The organism is Novosphingobium olei (assembly GCF_037076535.1).
In the GTDB taxonomy this organism is placed as follows: Bacteria; Pseudomonadota; Alphaproteobacteria; order Sphingomonadales; family Sphingomonadaceae; genus Novosphingobium; species Novosphingobium olei.
In genome coordinates this window covers 1746182-1762508 of record NZ_AP029021.1, presented here as the reverse complement: position 1 = coordinate 1762508, position 16327 = coordinate 1746182, and the positions used below count along the sequence as shown (strand labels likewise).

The following is a 16327-nucleotide window of genomic DNA, read 5'->3' as shown; positions in this document are numbered from 1 at the left end:
GGGGAAACGTTTCGGCAAAAAACGCTCTAGCGTTGATAATAAAACCAAACTTTAGATAGTTCCTTGTCTGTGCCGAACAAAGAAAAACGGGCGGGGAATGACCCCGCCCGTTTCCTATTTCGCTAGATCAGTTCGATCTTAGCTGGTCTTGACCGTCGTGGCGACCTTGTTGAAGGTGTTCGACAGGTTCGAGCCCAGCGAGGTCATCGCGGTGATCGCAGCAACGGCGATGAGGGCGGCGATCAGGCCGTATTCGATCGCGGTGGCGCCGTCTTCGTTGCGGACGATTTCGTTGAAAAGCTTCATGGTCAGTCTCCTAGAGTGTCTTCTTTCCCGTCCCGCTCCATTTTGTCCCCGGAGCGAGCATTCGTGTATTTACGCAGCAGTTCCTAAGAACCGATTAATGCTGCGACATCGCTGCGGCGCTTTTGTTAGAGACTTGCGACCACAGGCTGCCCGACCCGCTTGCGAGGGCGCGGACGCCGAACAGAACGAAGGTGGCGAACACGGTGAGAAGGAGGCCATATTCGACCACCGTCGCGCCGGTTTTATCCTTCAACAATTTGTGCAAGGTGTTCTTCACCACTCAGCCCCGTCCATTTCGGCAGCCTAGGTGTTACGCCCACGATGCTAACAAATCCTTGCCCGGGCCCGCGCCACGCGGGGGAACGCCTGGCCGAAGCGCCCTTGCTTGTCGTCGCAGCAGCGCTGATTTGTGCCGATGGCCGCGTGCTGGTGCAGCGCAGACGCAGCGACAAGCAGCACGGCGGGCTGTGGGAGTTCCCCGGCGGCAAGGTGGAGGCAGGCGAGACGCCTGAGGCTGCACTTTTGCGCGAACTGCACGAGGAGCTTGGCATCGGCGTTGGAGCGGGGGACCTTCACGCAGTGACATTCGCAAGCGGCAGCACGGACAAGGGCCGCCCGCTGGTGCTGCTGCTTTTTCGTTGCACGCAATGGCAGGGCGCGCCGGAGGTGCCGCAGGACGATACCGCCGCAGGGGCCGAGATTGCCTGGTGGGATGCGGCCACGCTGGATATTGCCGCGCGATCGTCGGCCGCGATGCCTCCGCTGGACGTTCCGTTGGCAAGGGTGATAATTCCCCTGCTGAAATGACTTGCCAAGGCGGAATCAGCCTCTTAAAGGCGCGTCTCCCAAGCACCCGTAGCTCAGCTGGATAGAGCATCAGACTACGAATCTGAGGGTCGGACGTTCGAATCGTTCCGGGTGCGCCACCTTCCTTCGGTAGGTGTTTTTGGGATGCTGCAGGCGGTCTTCGGCCGGCGCAGCGTGACATGGTTATGCACCCGTAGCTCAGCTGGATAGAGCATCAGACTACGAATCTGAGGGTCGGACGTTCGAATCGTTCCGGGTGCGCCATTTCCCCTGACCAGACCAGCGCTAGGCTCCGAACGCCCGCCGAAACCATGCGTTGTCGGGCTGGGCGGAGCGCATTTGCGCCACATCTAATAAGTCGCCGATAACGCTTATTGTCGCCTTGTGATTTGAATAGGTATCCGCGCGTCTGCCGGCTTCCTGCGGCGACGTTGCGGAATCCTCGTGTCCGGGCCATAGGAACGAGGACATTCGCATTCCGTGCGAAGCGAGGCTGCCAAAGAAAAGGAAACCGAAGACTTGGCCAAACCCGCCAGGCCGCGTGCCCCCCGAACCACGAAGCCCGCCGCAGCGAAGACACCGGCGGTCCAATCGAGCGACGCGATCGCCGCCGAGGACGAGGCCGCGTTCGCGCTGCGCTCGCTGCAGCAATCGCACGCCAACAACAAGCAGTACGAAGCGAGCGACGACGAGCTGCTGCGCTTCTACGAGCAGATGGTGCTGATTCGCCGATTCGAGGAAAAGGCGGGGCAGCTTTACGGCCTCGGCCTGATCGGCGGGTTCTGCCACCTGTACATCGGGCAGGAAGCGGTTGCCGTGGGCCTGCAATCGGCGCTGAAGGAAGGTCACGACAGCGTGATCACCGGCTACCGCGACCATGGCCACATGCTGGCCTATGGCATCGATCCCAAGGTGATCATGGCCGAGCTGACCGGCCGAGGCGCCGGCATCAGCCGCGGCAAGGGCGGTTCGATGCACATGTTCAGCACCGAGCACAAGTTCTACGGCGGCCACGGCATCGTTGGCGCGCAGGTGCCACTGGGCGCCGGCCTCGCCTTTGCGCACAAGTACCGTGAGGACGGTGGCGTTTGCATGGCCTACTTCGGCGACGGCGCAGCCAACCAGGGCCAGGTCTACGAAACCTTCAACATGGCGGCGCTGTGGAAGCTGCCGATCATCTTCGTGGTCGAAAACAACGGGTATGCCATGGGCACTGCGGTGAAGCGCGGTTCGGCCGAGACCCACTTCTACCGTCGTGGCACGGCCTTCCGCATTCCCGGCATGGACGTAAACGGCATGGACGTGCTCGAAGTACGCCAGGCTGCCGAAGTGGCGCTGGAGTTCGTGCGCGCCGGCAACGGCCCGGTGCTGATGGAGCTCAACACCTATCGCTATCGCGGCCACTCGATGTCGGACCCTGCGAAGTATCGCAGCCGCGAAGAAGTGCAGGAAATGCGCGAGAAGCACGATCCGATCGAAGCCGCCAAGCAGGAACTGCTGAAGCGCGGCGTGACCGAAGACCGCATCAAGGACATCGACAAGAAGATTCGCCAGCAGGTGGCCGAAGCCGCCGACTTCGCCGAAAGCTCGCCCGAGCCGGCAGTGGACGAACTTTATACCGACGTCCTGGTGGAGAAGTACTGACATGGCGATCGAACTGAAGATGCCCGCGCTCTCCCCGACGATGGAGGAGGGCACGCTCGCCAAATGGCTGGTGAAGCCGGGCGACGAAGTGAAGTCCGGCGATATCCTGGCCGAGATCGAGACCGACAAGGCGACGATGGAATTCGAAGCCGTCGACGAAGGCACGGTTACCGAGCTGGTCGTTGCCGAAGGAACCGAAGGCGTGAAGGTCGGCACCGTGATCGCGAAGATCGCGGGCGAGGGCGAGGACGCTGCGGTTTCTGCGCCAGCTGCGGCGCCGACCGAAGCGGCGCCTGCTGCCGCGCAGCCGGCCGTCGAGCAGAAGGCCGAGGAAAGCGATGGCCCGGTCGGCACCGATGCGAAGGCCAAGGCTGCCGCCGCGATCGCGCCGGCTGGTACGGCCAAGCCCGCGGCCGATCCCGAGATCCCGGCCGGTACGCCGATGGTTTCGACGACGGTGCGCGAGGCGCTGCGCGATGCGATGGCCGAGGAAATGCGCGCCGACGACCGTGTCTTCGTGATGGGCGAGGAAGTGGCCGAGTACCAGGGCGCCTACAAGGTGACGCAAGGCCTGCTCGACGAGTTCGGCCCCAAGCGCGTGATCGACACGCCGATCACCGAATACGGCTTTGCCGGCATCGGCGCGGGCGCGGCGATGGGCGGGCTGAAGCCGGTGGTCGAATTCATGACCTTCAACTTCGCGATGCAGGCGATCGACCACATCATCAACTCGGCCGCCAAGACCAACTACATGTCGGGCGGGCAGATGCGCTGCCCGATCGTGTTCCGCGGACCCAACGGTGCAGCAGCGCGCGTGGGCGCGCAGCATTCGCAGAACTATGGTCCCTGGTACGCCAGCGTTCCGGGCCTGGTCGTAATCGCACCTTATGACGCGGCCGATGCGAAGGGCCTGCTGCGCGCGGCGATCCAGAGCGACGATCCGGTCGTGTTCCTAGAAAACGAGCTGGTCTATGGCCGCAGCTTCGATGTGCCGCAGCTAGACGAATTCGTCCTGCCGATCGGCAAGGCGCGCATCGTCCGCCCCGGCAAGGACGTGACGATCGTCACTTACTCGATCGGCGTAGGCTTTGCGCTGGAAGCGGCAGAAACGCTGGCGGGCGAAGGGATCGATGCCGAAGTCATCGACCTGCGCACGCTGCGCCCGCTCGACAAAGCGACCGTGCTGGAAAGTCTTTCGCGCACCAACCGCATGGTTGTGGCCGAAGAGGGCTTCCCGGTCTGCTCGATCGCTTCGGAGATCATCGCCATAGCGATGGAAGAAGGGTTCGACCATCTCGACGCGCCGGTGCTGCGCGTGTGCGATGAGGATGTGCCGCTGCCCTATGCCGCCAACCTTGAAAAGGCGGCGCTGATCGACGCCGGCAAGATCGCCGCCGCCGTGCGCAAGGTCTGCTATCGCTGAGAAATGGATGGCCTCTTTCCCCCTACGGGGGAAGGGGCCGCCCTTTTACCGGTCAGGTCGTGTAGCTGCTGCAGCTCGCCACCGGATCGGGCTTTGACGTATCGCGCTGGTAGATCTGCGTCAGGTCTCGATCATCGCGCACGTTGAAAGCCGCTTGTACCTTGATCGTGCTCGACTGCGAGCCACCGGTGAACAGGTTCGAGATCAGCGGCTGATAATCGTACGTCAGTTCAACGAACATGACCGCATCGCCTGAGCTGGCCTTGGCCTCTTCACCCGATGGGCCCATGCCGACCAGCGATCCATCCTTGCCGGTACCTTCGCCGCCATAGGCGCTCGTCACCTTCTTGAGCCCGCGGCAGCGCTGCCAGTGGATATACTGCGTGCTGGTGGTGCCAGGCACGACTTCGAGACTGCTGACGATGACGCGGCCGTTGGTATAGAGATCGAGCGTGCTTGCCTGGACCTTGGCGCCGGCGAGCAGATCGTCGACGTCGGATTCATAGATCTTGCGGTTTGACAGCATCGACTGGTCGCCAATGCGCGAGGCATTGTCGGCGATCTGCATCGCCAGCTGCGAAAGTCGCATGCGCGTGACCATCTGATTGGCAAGCTCTGTCCCCCACATGCCGATCGTCAGCAGGAAGGGCAGGGCAAGCGCCATCTCGGTCGCGGCCGTGCCTGACCGGGCCTTCAGCAGGCGGCGGAGCAGGTACGCGTTCACTTGCACGATCCGATCGTCGTCGATCCTTCCTGCAGCTTGTAAGGCTGGTTGCGCAGCACCGTCTTGGCCGTGGCCGAAACAGTGGACGACAGCCCGACCAGCTTGGCCATCGGGAAGATGCGCGGGTACGTCATCGTCACGGTGTAGAGCACCGCATCGCGCGCACCGCCGACGCCATTGACGCCGCGATCGGCATCCCAGATCCCGTTGGAGTTCGCATCCTCGAACGGTTCGCCGTTGTCGCACACCCCGTTGCTATTGGTATCGGTGAAATCCTCCGGCGTGTTGACGTTGGAAAAGTTGGTGTAGGACTTGCGCGTAAACGTGAGCTGGGCCGAAGGCACCAGTTGCTGCACGCGGGTGGTGACCTTGCCGTCGATCGTCGAAGTTTGCGTTGCGGCGCTCTCCAGCGTGGAATTGCGCGCCGCCTGCTGCACCGCGCCCTGCAGGATGTTGAGCGCCCACATGTTGTAGCCCATGTCGAACAAGCCCATCAGCACGGTGACGAGCACCGGCAGGACGAGCCCGAACTCTGCGGCAGTTGCACCGTCGTTCTGCCGGGCAAGGCGCGGCAAGCAATGGCCCAGGCCGGTCATTGCGACAACCTCAGTTCGCCGATCGAGCGTGCGATCGTTTCGAACGCGGCGCTCAGTTCAGTGGCGTTGGCTGCGGAGAAGTAGTGCCCGGTGCCAGCGCATTCAGTCATGATCGGGTTGAGATCGGTGCCGAATGCGATGAACCACACGGTGACGTTCTTGTTCTTCACTTGCTGGCAGGCGAACGAAAAGCGCTTTTCGACCGTCTGGGTGAGCGTCAGCGTCGATGTCGGGCTCCAGCGCCGCTTGGCCAGCGGTTCAACGCCATAGGCGCCATAGCTAAGGTCGTAGGACGAGGTCTGGCCATCCGTAAGAAAGATGAGGTGGCGGCTCGTTGGTCGGGTTGGCGAAACGTTCGCATTCTCGCTGGCAAACAGACCAGTCGGCGAAAGCAGGCGCCCGGCCCAGATCATCCCGATGTCGTGATAGGTGCTGCCGCCCGCCTGCAAGCCGTCGATGTAGGTCGACAGGTCGGAGCTGGTCCAGGTCTGGAGCTTCTTGGCCGGGGCGGGACAATCGGCAAACCCGCCATAGTAGGGCGAGACGTACTCGGTCTGCGTCGTTACGTCGGCGGTCGACCAGCTTCCCGTGCCGTTCCACAGCCAGGCGCGATCGTAGACCACCGCCGGGTACTGCGGGCGCCATTGCGTTGCGGGCGCGCCAGCAGTCGGCACGGTGTCGATGTCGAGATCGAGGGCCTTGGTCAGGTCGACATTGTTGTAGTCGGTGATTTCGTATGTTCCGCGTTCCTCGATGCATCCGTTCGAGCCCGTGCGCCATCCGCTGACGTCCTTGGTCACATCCTTGTACCACCACTGGCTGCCGTTGCCGAGCTTGGGCTCGGTAATGGTCTGATATTGCAGCGTGTAGTTGGTGTAGGTCGTCTTGGTGGAAGTGCAGGTGGTGCCGCTGCGCGTGGCAGTGTCATAGGTCGCGCCGTTGTAGACCACCTGATAAGTCGTGACGGTGCGTGTGCCGGCCGGCGGTCCGGTCACAGCGGTCGACGTGGACGAGATAGTGTTGGTCTTGCTGGTCAGCGTATTGGCGGGCTGCGCGCAGAAGTAGGTGTGGGTCTGGTTGTTGTAGCTGGCGTTGAAGGTGTAGGTGCTGGGATAGCCCGTGCCCGAGACGAGGTCCGCGGACGTGTTGTAGGTATAGGTTCCGTTCGTGTTGCCGGACCCGACCAGCGTTCGCGAGGGATAGGTCCAGCTTTTCACCACCCAGTCGTCGGCCAGCAGAGCGCCGACGTTCACGTTGGTGGAGTAGGGGACGAAGCCGTAGCGCATCCGGCTGCCCGGCTGCTTGTAGCTTTCCATCGCAGTGTAGAAGTTCTTCACCACGGTCTTGAGGATTGCGATCTTCGGGCTGCTGTCGCCCTGGTTGATCTCGTTCATCGACCCGGTGACGTCGAGCGCCATCATGATATCGGTGTTCGGCGCGTTGAGCTGCGCGGTGCAGTTTGCCGTCATGGTGATTGGCTGCGCGCCGAAGATCTGCATCAGGGTCATCGGCACGGTCGTGGTGGCGACCCCCGCAATCGACTGATCGTCCTGGATCGTCATGGTGAAACCACGACCCGTGGAACCGTACATCCCGCCGCTGAAGTTGACGTTGAACATCCTCGTGCCGCGATCGGCTACCGTCTTGGTGTCAGTCGCGGCATTGAAGTTGGACATTGCGCCCATCTGCTTGCGCGCAGCCAGGATGCCCGCATCGCACGCCTGCTGCAACCGCGACTGGACGAGATAGAGTCGCCCGGCATCCACGCCGCCACCGACCATTGCCATCATCGGGATCATAGCGCCGGCGATAATCATCGCGGTGTTGCCCGCCGTGTTTCGTGCCAGGCGCGTCAGGAAGCCGCCTCCGCCCGTGTCACGCATGGGCGCGTGAGGCACTACTGCGGTCAGGAACCGCCAGCAGTAGAGGATGAGGCGCGAAGTCACGATCATCCCAATAACGCTGAACGCCGCATGATTTGGCAAATGAACACGGTTAACAACTTCTCCGAATAGAATACGTATTGCCCCGAAGAAAGGAGAATAATCTCCGTAATCGGGGAGATGTTCAGGCCTTTACGAAAATCGACCTTGTATAGGTCGTGGTAAAGCTCAACGGCGTGATCCACACGAAGATCGGTGCGTCGTAGCTCATCGTGAGCGTATATTCGCTAGCACCCGTGATTCTTTGTGGGCTGGCAAGCGCTGCTGTTACGGTAAGCGATGCGCTGTTGAGAAAGTAGGGTGCCGAAGAGGCACGGGCGATGGCAATGTCGCGCATCTGTGAAGATGTCAGGACGTTACCTGCCTGCGATTGGGTGACGACCTGGCGCTGTACGTCCGCCGCAGCGCTGCCGAGCGCGTTGTACGATTGCATGACGACCGAGAACTGGAACACGGCCATCATCATCAGGATGAAGATCGGTCCGATCAGCGCGAACTCGATCGTTGCCGAACCTTCGGTCGCGGCACGCAGCCCTGTCGATTTCGCTGCAAGGGGGCGAGCAGTGCGCTTCATGACAGCTGGATGGTGCGCTGCATCGACGACGTGATCGGGGCGCCGACGCCGAACTGGGTCCACATGGGGGTGAAGGTGTCGGTGATGCTGATCTGCAGGTATTTGCCGATCTCGCCGGTCACCGAGCAGTATCCCGGCAGCGAGACGAACGTCGTATCGACCCCGCAGCGGTACACGGTGGAAATCGCGATGTTAGCTGTCGACACCCCGGTCGTCGTCGAAAGCACGCTTTTGAGCGCGGTGATCTTGGCATCGTTGTCGGGCGTTGCGGCCAGGACGATCTGGGTGCTTTCGCTCAGCGCAGCCTGCAGCGCGGTGCGCCGCGCGACCATCCGTGTCAGGTCCACGGTGCCCAGCCCGAGCAGAGCCAGCAGCGGCGCGAGGAAAGCGAACTCGATCACGACCGAGCCATCGCCCGACCGGGTCAGGTGTCCCAGCGTGCGGTGCAGCCGCATCATCATGAGACGAGGATGACGCTCGGCGCATCGGTGCCGACCTGGGTCGAGGTCTGCATGCCGGTGGGGCAGAAGCTGGTCATGTTCACATTGCCCTGGATCGAGATCATGTTGGCGGTGATCTGCAAGCAGCGGCTCGTGACGCGGGCGGTGCCACCGAAGCTGAGCGTCGACTTCGGAAAGTAGACCGTGCCGTTGATGATCGAATCCGAGTTGCCGTTGAGCGTCGAGACGTTGCCCGTGCTGTTGCGGTCCTCGAAGATCAGCATGCCTTCGAGCGAGGTAGCCTGGGCCGAGGTAAGCCCGGCTGCCAGCAGCTGCGATTGCGTCATCGCCGAGAGGTTGATCGACGAGCCGCCGTTCAGCTTGAAGTATGCGCCGTTCTTCAGCACGAACATCACGCCGTTGGCTGTCACGGCATCTTGAGCGCGAATGGTTACGCCGCCGCCGTCGATCACGTAGATCCCGGGGTTAAGCACCGTGTTGCAGGATGTGGTGATGGTCGAATAGGTGCCGGGATTGAGCGTGGCGACGGTGGTATTGCCCGATTTCACGCACGAATAGGTCGTCCCTTTCGTCGGGTTGGTCGGTGGCGTCAGGCTCGCGAACGGGTCTGACAACGTGGTCATGTATTCCTTCACCACGTCGTCGGTATTCGTGTTGAACCAGTCGTCGATACCGCCCGCGCTCATCAGATAGTTGACGTCGATGGTGGGGTTGCCCGACACTCGGATCGAGTTGGTCGAGTTGGACAGCGCAGCAAGACCGCAGCCCGACTTCAGCACCGCGCTGCCACCGATGGTGATGGCGCCGTCGGCCGTCGCATTGGTGGCGATGATGCAGCTGGTGTAGGTCGCGCCCTTGGCGAAGCTTGCCTGCGCCGAAACCGAAACGGTGGCGGACTGCCCGCTGACGAACCCATAGAACGGCAGCTTGCGCGTGGCCGAAGCTGTCACGCGGACCGCGTTCGAGGTGCCGTTGTTGTAATTGACCAGATCGACGGTCGGCGTCGTCGCGAAATCCGCTGTGATCGCAAGGTTCGAGGTGAATTCCTGCTGGGCGTGCGTGGTATAGGCCGTCTTGCTGATGCCCTTGGCCAGCGACCACGCGGCGCTGATCGCTGCCTGGTCCGCCGCGTATTGCATCTCGCGCTTCCACAGGAACCATTGCGACGTGTCGATGGCGAAGCCCGCCGCCGATACCAGCACTGGCGCGGCCATGGCGCCCAGAACGATGGCGTTGCCCGAACGGCATTCGGCCAGGCGACGCAGGAAGCCAACGCGATCAGGAGAACCCTTCACAACAGCGCGCCCAAGCGCCGCGCGAGAGCGAACCATCAAGCCGATTTTGCCCAACATGTTCCGTTGCCCTGCCTGCCCGACAGACGGTACGGTGGGTTCAAAGTCCCCTAACCGATTGCGTCCGTTAGTTAGTGGTAATGCAACCGACGGCGTTAATTTGCCGTTACCGTCATACCGTATTCATAAGGTCCCGATGTCGCACATGCAGGCGATTGAAAACCAAGACAAAGCTCTCGATGACGTGCAGCTCGATCCGGTCGAGCGACTTGCCGTCGCCTATGCCCCCGCGGGCTTGCGCGCGCTGTGGATCGGTTTTCTGGCGTTCGATCATAGGCTGGCCGATGCGGCGCGCGAAGGGCGCGATCCGATCATGGTGCAGTTGCGGCTCGCTTGGTGGCGCGATCGGATGGGCGAGCCGGTTTCGCGCTGGCCGCAGGGCGAACCGCTTCTGGCCGTGCTCGCGCCGTGGGATGCCGAACGTGCCGCGCTGGGCGCGATCGTCGATGGCTGGGAGGCGCGCAACGTCGGCTCGGATGGCGGCGTTGCCCTGCGCGCGGCGCGGATCGGCGCCTTGGCCGCCATCGCGCGGCTTGGCGGGGCGCGGGACGGGGCGGTGCTTGCCGCCGTGGCCCAAGCTGGGGGTGAATGGCTCGACCGGAAGGCGGCGGCGAACGCTACGCCGCGCCTGCCGCGCTCCATGCGGCCGCTGGCTGTGCTGCGCGCGGCAGCGCTTGCAGCGGACGACACCCGCCCGATGCTCCGCTTCGGCAGGCTGCTGCGGGTGGGACTGTTCGGCCGCTAAAATGGAGCGATCTCTACCTTTGCGGGACCAGCCGCGCAGCTAAGCTTCCCGAGTCGCGCCAGCTGGGAGTTCGGCGATGAACCGCATCCTTATCGGAGCATTCGCAGCGCTGGCCTTGGTCGCATCGGGCACGTTCTGGTGGCAAGGCCGGGCCGCAACCGAACGCGCAACGCCGGTGGCTAAGCTTGCTACCGCCGCGAGCGCGCAGGCGGTCGAGGATGACCTGCCAGACGCGGACGCAGGTGACGCGGTGGGGCCTGCATTGCCGCACGTGTCCGAGCAGACGCGCGAGCAACGGCGGTTCGACCGGCTCGACAAGGATCGCGACGGGCGGATCACCCGGAACGAGATGCTCGCGCCGAGGGTCAAGGATTTCCGGAAGCTGGACCTCGATGGCAATAACCTGCTGACCTTCGAGGAGTGGGCCGTGGCGACGTCGAACAAGTTCAAGAAGGCCGATGCCGATGGTAACGGAGCGCTGGACAGGGCTGAATACGCCACGACGAAAGTCGCGCCCAAGAAACCGGCGTGCAAGTGCAGCTGAGCAGCTTTGGCGTCAGGGGGGTCAGGCGAGCGTCGGTAACCAGTCGCGCAGGTCCGCTTTGGCGCGTTCGGTGTAGGCTTCCTTGCGCTGCTTCTTCTTCACGTCGGCAAGCGGCGGGAACAACCCGAAGTTGACGTTCATCGGCTGAAAGCTCTCAGCCTCGGCATCGCCGGTGATGTGCGAAAGCAGGGCGCCCAGCGCGCTAGTGCGCGGCGGCGGGGTCCAGTTTCGCCCCGCTAATTCTGCTGCCGCCATCAAGCCCGCGAGCAATCCCACTGAAGCGCTTTCCACATAGCCTTCGCAGCCGGTGATCTGGCCGGCAAAGCGGATGTGCGGCGCTGATTTCAGCCGCAGTTGCCGGTCGAGCAAGGTGGGCGAATTGAGGAAGGTGTTGCGGTGCAGGCCGCCAAGCCGCGCGAACTCGGCGTTTTCAAGGCCCGGGATCGTGCGGAAGATCCGCACTTGCTCCGCATATTTCAGCTTGGTCTGGAAGCCGACCATGTTCCACAGCGTGCCGAGCTTGTTGTCCTGGCGCAGCTGCACGACGGCATAGGGCCAGCGCCCATTGGGGTGTTCGGCCGTGGCCCAGTGCGGGTTGTCGAGGCCGACCGGTTTCATCGGGCCGAAGCGCAGGGTTTCTGGCCCGCGCGCAGCCATCACCTCGATCGGCATGCAGCCGTCGAAGTACGGCGTGTTCGCTTCCCATTCCCGGAATTCGGTCTTCTCGCCGGCCTGCAATTCTTCCCAGAACGCGAAGTACTGCTCTTTCGTCATCGGGCAGTTGATGTAGTCGCGCCCGTCGCCGCCCAGCGCGAGGGAGGCTTCGGCGCCCTTGTCCCAGCGCGAGGCCATCCAGGCGACTTTCATGTCGATGCTGTCGCGATAGACGATCGGGGCGATGGCATCGAAGAATGCGAGCGAGTCCGCGCCGGTTGCCGCACCGATCGAGCCGGCGAGGGCAGGGGCGGTCAGCGGGCCGGTGGCAACGATGGCGAGCCCGTCTTGCGGCAGGACATCGACACGTTCGCGCACGATTTCCAGCGTGGGCAGCGATCGCAGCGCCTCTTCCACCGCAGCGGAAAAGACGTCGCGATCGACGGCGAGTGCCGATCCTGCGGGAACGCGCGCCTTTTCGGCGGCGGCCATGAGCAGGCTGTCGCAGCGACGCATCTCTTCATGCAGCAGGCCGACCGCGTTCTTTTCGTGATCGTCCGAGCGGAACGAGTTCGAGCAGACCAGTTCGGCAAGCCCATCGCTCTGGTGGGCTGGGGTCGTGTCTCCGCCACCGCGCATTTCGGACAGGCGGACGCGAATGCCGCGGCGCGCCAGTTGCCAGGCAGCCTCGCTGCCGGCCATGCCGCCGCCGATGATGTGAACCTGATACTCCATGCCACGCGCATTGGCATTGCATCGCGGGAGCCACAACCCCAAGGTGGCCGGGACGAAGGGGAAGGGGGTTGGATGCCGCAGGGAACACTTGCCCAGCGCCGGCCATGGCTGGCACTCAGCCTGGTGTTCGGTCTCAGCTACTGGCTGGCCGACCATACGATGGTGCCTGGCATCTACGAGATCGCATGGAAGGGCGGCGGCGTCGCGTTGCTGGCGCTCTACGCCTGGTCGCACCATCCTGCGCGCGATGCGCACCGCATCGCGCTGGTCATGGCCCTCTGCGCGATAGGCGACATGATGCTGGAGATCGATTTCACGTTGGGTGCAGTGGCGTTTCTGCTGGGCCATCTAGCAGCCATTGCGCTCTATCTCGGGCATCGCCGACCGACGCCCAGCGTCAGCCAGAAGGCTCTTGGCGTTGCGACGTTGATCGGCGTGCCGCTGATTGCCTTCGGGCTCTCCGGCCAACCGCAAGTGGCGCTCTATGCGCTCGGCCTTGGCGGGATGGGGGCTGCCGCGTGGTTGAGCGACTTTCCGCGCTACCGCGTCGGGATCGGCGCGATGATGTTCGTGGCTTCAGACCTGCTCATCTTCGCGCGGATGGGGCCGCTCGCGCAGAGTGCCATTCCCCACCTGCTGGTCTGGCCGCTCTACTATTTCGGGCAGCTGTTGATCTGCACCGGCGTCATCGGCGCGCTGAAGACGAGGGGCGAATTCCGGGCCGAATAGATTAGCTCGCGACGGGGAGCACGATCGCGCCCTGTTCGTCGCGGCGCAGCGGACCGTAGGCGAGCACGGCGCTGAGCGGCAGATCTGCATAGATGTGCGGGAACAACTGCCCGCCGCGCGACGGTTCCCATTTCACCGCATCGCCCAACACTGCGAGATCCACGGTGGCGAGGTGCAAGTCATCCTGCCCGGCAAAATGCTTGTCGACCGTTTCGGCAAGCTGCGCCTCGGTCGACAGGTGGATGTAGCCATCCGCCAGATCGACCGGCGCGCCCTTGAACACCGCGTCCGCTTCAAGCTGCGCCATCTGCGGTGCGGTCAGCACCTTGTAGGCAACCTGCGGTGTTTCACTCATTCCGACTGCTCGCCTGCTTCCTGTTCGCCCGGCACGTCTTCGCCGCCATCATCGGCAAGACGGACGGCGCTTACCACATGTTCCTCGCCCGAGACGTTGAACAGGCGGACACCGGCCGAACCGCGCCCGATCACGCGCAGCGATTCGAGCGGGAGGCGAATGAGCTTGGCCTGATCCGTCACCAGCATGAGCTGATCGGCCTGCGCGGCCGGGAAGCTAGCCACGACTGGCCCGTTGCGGGCGATATTGTCGATATTGGTGATGCCCTGGCCACCACGCCCGGTGCGGCGATACTCGTATGCCGAGGAGAGCTTGCCATAGCCGTTGGCGCAGACCGTCAGAATGAACTGCTCGCGCTCCATCAGGAAGGCATAGCGCTCCTGATCGGCCATTTCGCCATCCTTTTCAGGCTTCCACGGCGCGAAGCGCAGATACTCGTCGCGCTCGTCCTGGTCCTTCACGCCAACGCGATGGAGGATCGAAAGCGAGATCACCTCGTCGCCATCCTTCAGCGTCATGCCGCGAACGCCGGTCGAGGTGCGGCTCTGGAATTCGCGCACGTCGTCGGCGGGGAAGCGGATGGCCTTGCCCTGGCGGCTCGCCAGCAGCACGTCGTCGCCTTCGGACAGCAGCGCCACGCCAATCAGGCGGTCCTCGCTATCTTCCTCGAAGCGCATCGCGAACTTGCCGTTGCTGGGGATGTTGGCGAACAGGTCCATGGCGTTGCGGCGCACGTTGCCCTTGGCGGTGGCGAACATGACGTGGAGCTTGCCCCATTCGCCTTCGTCCTCGGGCAGGGGAAGGACGGCGGCAATCGTCTCGTCCTTGTCCAGTGCGGGCAGCATGTTGACCACCGGGCGGCCGCGCGTGGCGGGCCCGCCTTCGGGAAGGCGCCAGACCTTGAGGCGGTAGACCTTGCCCGCGGTCGAGAAGAACAGCACCGGCGTGTGGGTCGAAGCGACGAACATCGTGGCGATGGCGTCCTCGTCCTTGGTCGCCATGCCGCTGCGACCCTTGCCGCCGCGCGCCTGGGCCCGGAACGTCGAAAGCGGCGTGCGCTTGATGTAGCCGTCGAGGGTGATCGTCACGACCATGTCCTCGCGCTCGATCAGGTCCTCGTCATCGATGCCATCGGCAGCCGGAGCGATCTGCGAAAGGCGCGGCGTGGCGAACTGGTCACGCACCGCGACCAGTTCTTCCCGCATCACCGCGTAGAGCTTTACCCGGTCGGCCAGGATGGCGAGGTATTCCTCGATCGCCTTGGCCAGAATGCTCAGCTCGTCGCCGATTTCGTCGCGGCCAAGCGCGGTGAGGCGATGGAGGCGCAGGTCGAGAATGGCGCGGACCTGGATTTCCGACAGCTTGTAAGGCTTGCCCGACCCGTCGTCGGCATCGTTCTCGATCGCCTCGACCAGACGCAGGTAGGGCGCGATCTCACCCACCGGCCATTCGCGGGCAAGCAGCGTTTCACGCGCGATCGCCGGATTGGCCGAACCGCGGATGATCTTGACCACTTCGTCGAGGTTGGTGACCGCGACGACAAGGCCGAGCAGGATATGCGCGCGATCACGCGCCTTGTTCAGCTCGAACTTGGTGCGACGGGTGATCACTTCTTCGCGGAAGCGGACGAAGGCCTCGATGATTTCCTTGAGGCTCAGCGTTTCTGGACGACCGCCACGGATGGCGAGCATGTTGGCCGGGAAGTTCGACTGCGCCGGCGTGTTGCGCCAGAGCTGGTTGAGCACGACTTCCGGCGTGGCATCGCGCTTGAGGTCGATAACCACGCGCACGCCTTCGCGGTTGGATTCGTCGCGAATGTCCGAGATGCCCTCGATCCGCTTGTCCTTGGCGGCCTCGGCGATCTTTTCGACCAGGCTGTTCTTGCCGACCTGATAGGGGATCGACGTCAGCACGATCGAGCGGCGGTCGCCGCGGCCTTCCTCGATCTTGTGCTGGGCGCGCATGATGATCGAGCCGCGGCCTTCGTGGTAGGCCTTGCGAGCGCCGGCGGTGCCGAGGATCATCGGGGCGGTGGGGAAGTCCGGTCCCGGGATGATCTCGATCAGCTCGTCGATCGTGATCAGCGGGTTGTCCATGTAGGCCAGGCAGCCGTTGACCACCTCGCCAAGGTTGTGCGGCGGGATGTTGGTGGCCATGCCCACCGCTATGCCGCCAGCGCCGTTGACCAGCAGATTGGGGAAACGCGCGGGAAGGACGGTCGGCTCCTGCCGCGACCCGTCGTAGTTGTCGGCGAAATCGACCGTGTCCTTGTCGAGATCGTCAAGCAGGAAGTTGGCCACGCGGGCAAGGCGCGCTTCGGTGTAGCGCATCGAGGCCGGCGGATCGGGGTCCATCGAGCCGAAGTTGCCCTGCCCATCGATCAGCGGCACGCGCATCGACCAGTCCTGGGTCATGCGCGCCAGCGCATCGTAGATCGCGCTGTCGCCGTGCGGGTGATAGTTGCCCATCACGTCGCCGACGATCTTGGCGCTCTTGCGATAGGGCCGCCCGGCGACGAAGCCGCCTTCCTGGCTGGCGAACAGAATGCGACGGTGAACCGGCTTCAACCCGTCGCGCACGTCGGGCAGCGCGCGGGACACGATCACGCTCATCGCGTAATCGAGGTAGCTGGTCTTCATTTCGTCGACGATGTCGATCCGCTGGAATTCGCCTTCGCCGCCGGGGGCAGCCGGATCGATCATCTGGGTGTCGTCGCTCACGTGCAGGTTTCCGCG

Annotated in this window: 17 protein-coding genes and 2 tRNA genes; 8 read left to right on the top strand and 11 right to left on the bottom strand. The window is 63.5% G+C overall.

What is annotated here, in order from left to right; genetic code table 11:
• Positions 1 to 138: 138 nt before the first annotated feature.
• Both AACH40_RS08340 and AACH40_RS08335 read right to left on the bottom strand, forming a co-directional pair.
• Entirely contained in the window at positions 139 to 306 is a 168-nt protein-coding gene (locus AACH40_RS08340; protein WP_169493329.1) for a Flp family type IVb pilin, read from the bottom strand.
• A 94-nt stretch (positions 307 to 400) separates the two neighbouring features.
• A complete protein-coding gene (locus tag AACH40_RS08335; RefSeq protein ID WP_338645552.1) occupies positions 401 to 583 on the bottom strand; it encodes a hypothetical protein in 183 nt (60 codons plus the stop codon).
• A gap of 44 nt (positions 584 to 627) precedes the next feature.
• On the opposite strand from AACH40_RS08335, the gene AACH40_RS08330 reads away from it, so the two are divergent.
• The 5 genes from AACH40_RS08330 to AACH40_RS08310 all read left to right on the top strand — a co-directional run bounded on the left by AACH40_RS08330 (position 628) and on the right by AACH40_RS08310 (position 4180).
• A complete protein-coding gene (locus AACH40_RS08330) occupies positions 628 to 1113 on the top strand; it encodes a (deoxy)nucleoside triphosphate pyrophosphohydrolase (RefSeq protein ID WP_338645550.1) in 486 nt (161 codons plus the stop codon).
• Positions 1114 to 1155: 42 nt separating this feature from the next.
• A tRNA-Arg gene (locus tag AACH40_RS08325) sits at positions 1156 to 1232 on the top strand.
• Positions 1233 to 1300: 68 nt separating this feature from the next.
• A tRNA-Arg gene (locus AACH40_RS08320) sits at positions 1301 to 1377 on the top strand.
• A gap of 255 nt (positions 1378 to 1632) precedes the next feature.
• Entirely contained in the window at positions 1633 to 2757 is a 1125-nt protein-coding gene (gene pdhA, locus AACH40_RS08315; protein ID WP_338645548.1) for a pyruvate dehydrogenase (acetyl-transferring) E1 component subunit alpha, read from the top strand.
• A 1-nt stretch (position 2758) separates the two neighbouring features.
• Complete coding sequence (locus AACH40_RS08310) at positions 2759 to 4180, top strand: pyruvate dehydrogenase complex E1 component subunit beta (protein WP_338645546.1); 1422 nt, start codon at positions 2759 to 2761, stop codon at positions 4178 to 4180.
• 52 nt (positions 4181 to 4232) lie between these two features.
• Here AACH40_RS08310 and AACH40_RS08305 read toward each other — a convergent pair whose 3' ends face one another.
• The 6 genes from AACH40_RS08305 to AACH40_RS08280 form a co-directional block, all read right to left on the bottom strand.
• Positions 4233 to 4904, bottom strand: a complete 672-nt coding sequence (locus AACH40_RS08305) for a pilus assembly protein (RefSeq protein ID WP_338645544.1) — start codon at positions 4902 to 4904, stop codon at positions 4233 to 4235.
• Positions 4901 to 5500, bottom strand: a complete 600-nt coding sequence (locus AACH40_RS08300; RefSeq protein WP_338645542.1) for a TadE/TadG family type IV pilus assembly protein — start codon at positions 5498 to 5500, stop codon at positions 4901 to 4903. Before AACH40_RS08300 ends, AACH40_RS08305 begins: the two co-directional genes overlap by 4 nt.
• Entirely contained in the window at positions 5497 to 7446 is a 1950-nt protein-coding gene (locus tag AACH40_RS08295; protein WP_338645540.1) for a TadE/TadG family type IV pilus assembly protein, read from the bottom strand. Before AACH40_RS08295 ends, AACH40_RS08300 begins: the two co-directional genes overlap by 4 nt.
• Positions 7447 to 7567: 121 nt before the next feature.
• Positions 7568 to 8017 (bottom strand): TadE/TadG family type IV pilus assembly protein, encoded by a 450-nt coding sequence (locus tag AACH40_RS08290; protein ID WP_169493321.1) that lies wholly within the window; start codon positions 8015 to 8017, stop codon positions 7568 to 7570.
• The gene (locus AACH40_RS08285) at positions 8014 to 8478 is read right to left on the bottom strand and encodes a TadE/TadG family type IV pilus assembly protein (protein ID WP_169493320.1); all 465 of its coding nucleotides are present in this window, start codon (positions 8476 to 8478) and stop codon (positions 8014 to 8016) included. The genes AACH40_RS08290 and AACH40_RS08285 overlap by 4 nt, the downstream gene beginning before the upstream one ends.
• Complete coding sequence (locus tag AACH40_RS08280) at positions 8475 to 9773, bottom strand: pilus assembly protein TadG-related protein (RefSeq protein ID WP_169493319.1); 1299 nt, start codon at positions 9771 to 9773, stop codon at positions 8475 to 8477. Before AACH40_RS08280 ends, AACH40_RS08285 begins: the two co-directional genes overlap by 4 nt.
• 193 nt (positions 9774 to 9966) lie before the next feature.
• On the opposite strand from AACH40_RS08280, the gene AACH40_RS08275 reads away from it, so the two are divergent.
• Both AACH40_RS08275 and AACH40_RS08270 read left to right on the top strand, forming a co-directional pair.
• Positions 9967 to 10575 (top strand): hypothetical protein, encoded by a 609-nt coding sequence (locus AACH40_RS08275; protein ID WP_338645535.1) that lies wholly within the window; start codon positions 9967 to 9969, stop codon positions 10573 to 10575.
• Between the two features lie 76 nt (positions 10576 to 10651).
• Positions 10652 to 11119 carry a hypothetical protein gene (locus AACH40_RS08270; RefSeq protein ID WP_338645533.1) on the top strand — a complete coding sequence of 156 codons (468 nt, stop codon included), beginning with the start codon at positions 10652 to 10654 and terminating at the stop codon, positions 11117 to 11119.
• Between the two features lie 21 nt (positions 11120 to 11140).
• Here the strand turns inward: AACH40_RS08270 and trmFO are convergent, their stop codons facing one another.
• Positions 11141 to 12508 carry a methylenetetrahydrofolate--tRNA-(uracil(54)-C(5))-methyltransferase (FADH(2)-oxidizing) TrmFO gene (gene trmFO / locus AACH40_RS08265; RefSeq protein ID WP_338645531.1) on the bottom strand — a complete coding sequence of 456 codons (1368 nt, stop codon included), beginning with the start codon at positions 12506 to 12508 and terminating at the stop codon, positions 11141 to 11143.
• A gap of 72 nt (positions 12509 to 12580) precedes the next feature.
• Here trmFO and AACH40_RS08260 point away from each other — a divergent pair, with 72 nt between their 5' ends.
• A complete protein-coding gene (locus AACH40_RS08260) occupies positions 12581 to 13237 on the top strand; it encodes a lysoplasmalogenase (RefSeq protein WP_338645529.1) in 657 nt (218 codons plus the stop codon).
• A 1-nt stretch (position 13238) separates the two neighbouring features.
• Here AACH40_RS08260 and AACH40_RS08255 read toward each other — a convergent pair whose 3' ends face one another.
• Together AACH40_RS08255 and gyrA are read right to left on the bottom strand one after the other, a co-directional pair.
• Positions 13239 to 13592, bottom strand: coding sequence for a DUF952 domain-containing protein (locus tag AACH40_RS08255; RefSeq protein ID WP_338645527.1), 354 nt, complete (start codon positions 13590 to 13592; stop codon positions 13239 to 13241).
• Positions 13589 to 16294 (bottom strand): DNA gyrase subunit A, encoded by a 2706-nt coding sequence (gyrA, locus tag AACH40_RS08250; protein ID WP_169493623.1) that lies wholly within the window; start codon positions 16292 to 16294, stop codon positions 13589 to 13591. The genes AACH40_RS08255 and gyrA overlap by 4 nt, the downstream gene beginning before the upstream one ends.
• Positions 16295 to 16327: the final 33 nt, after the last annotated feature.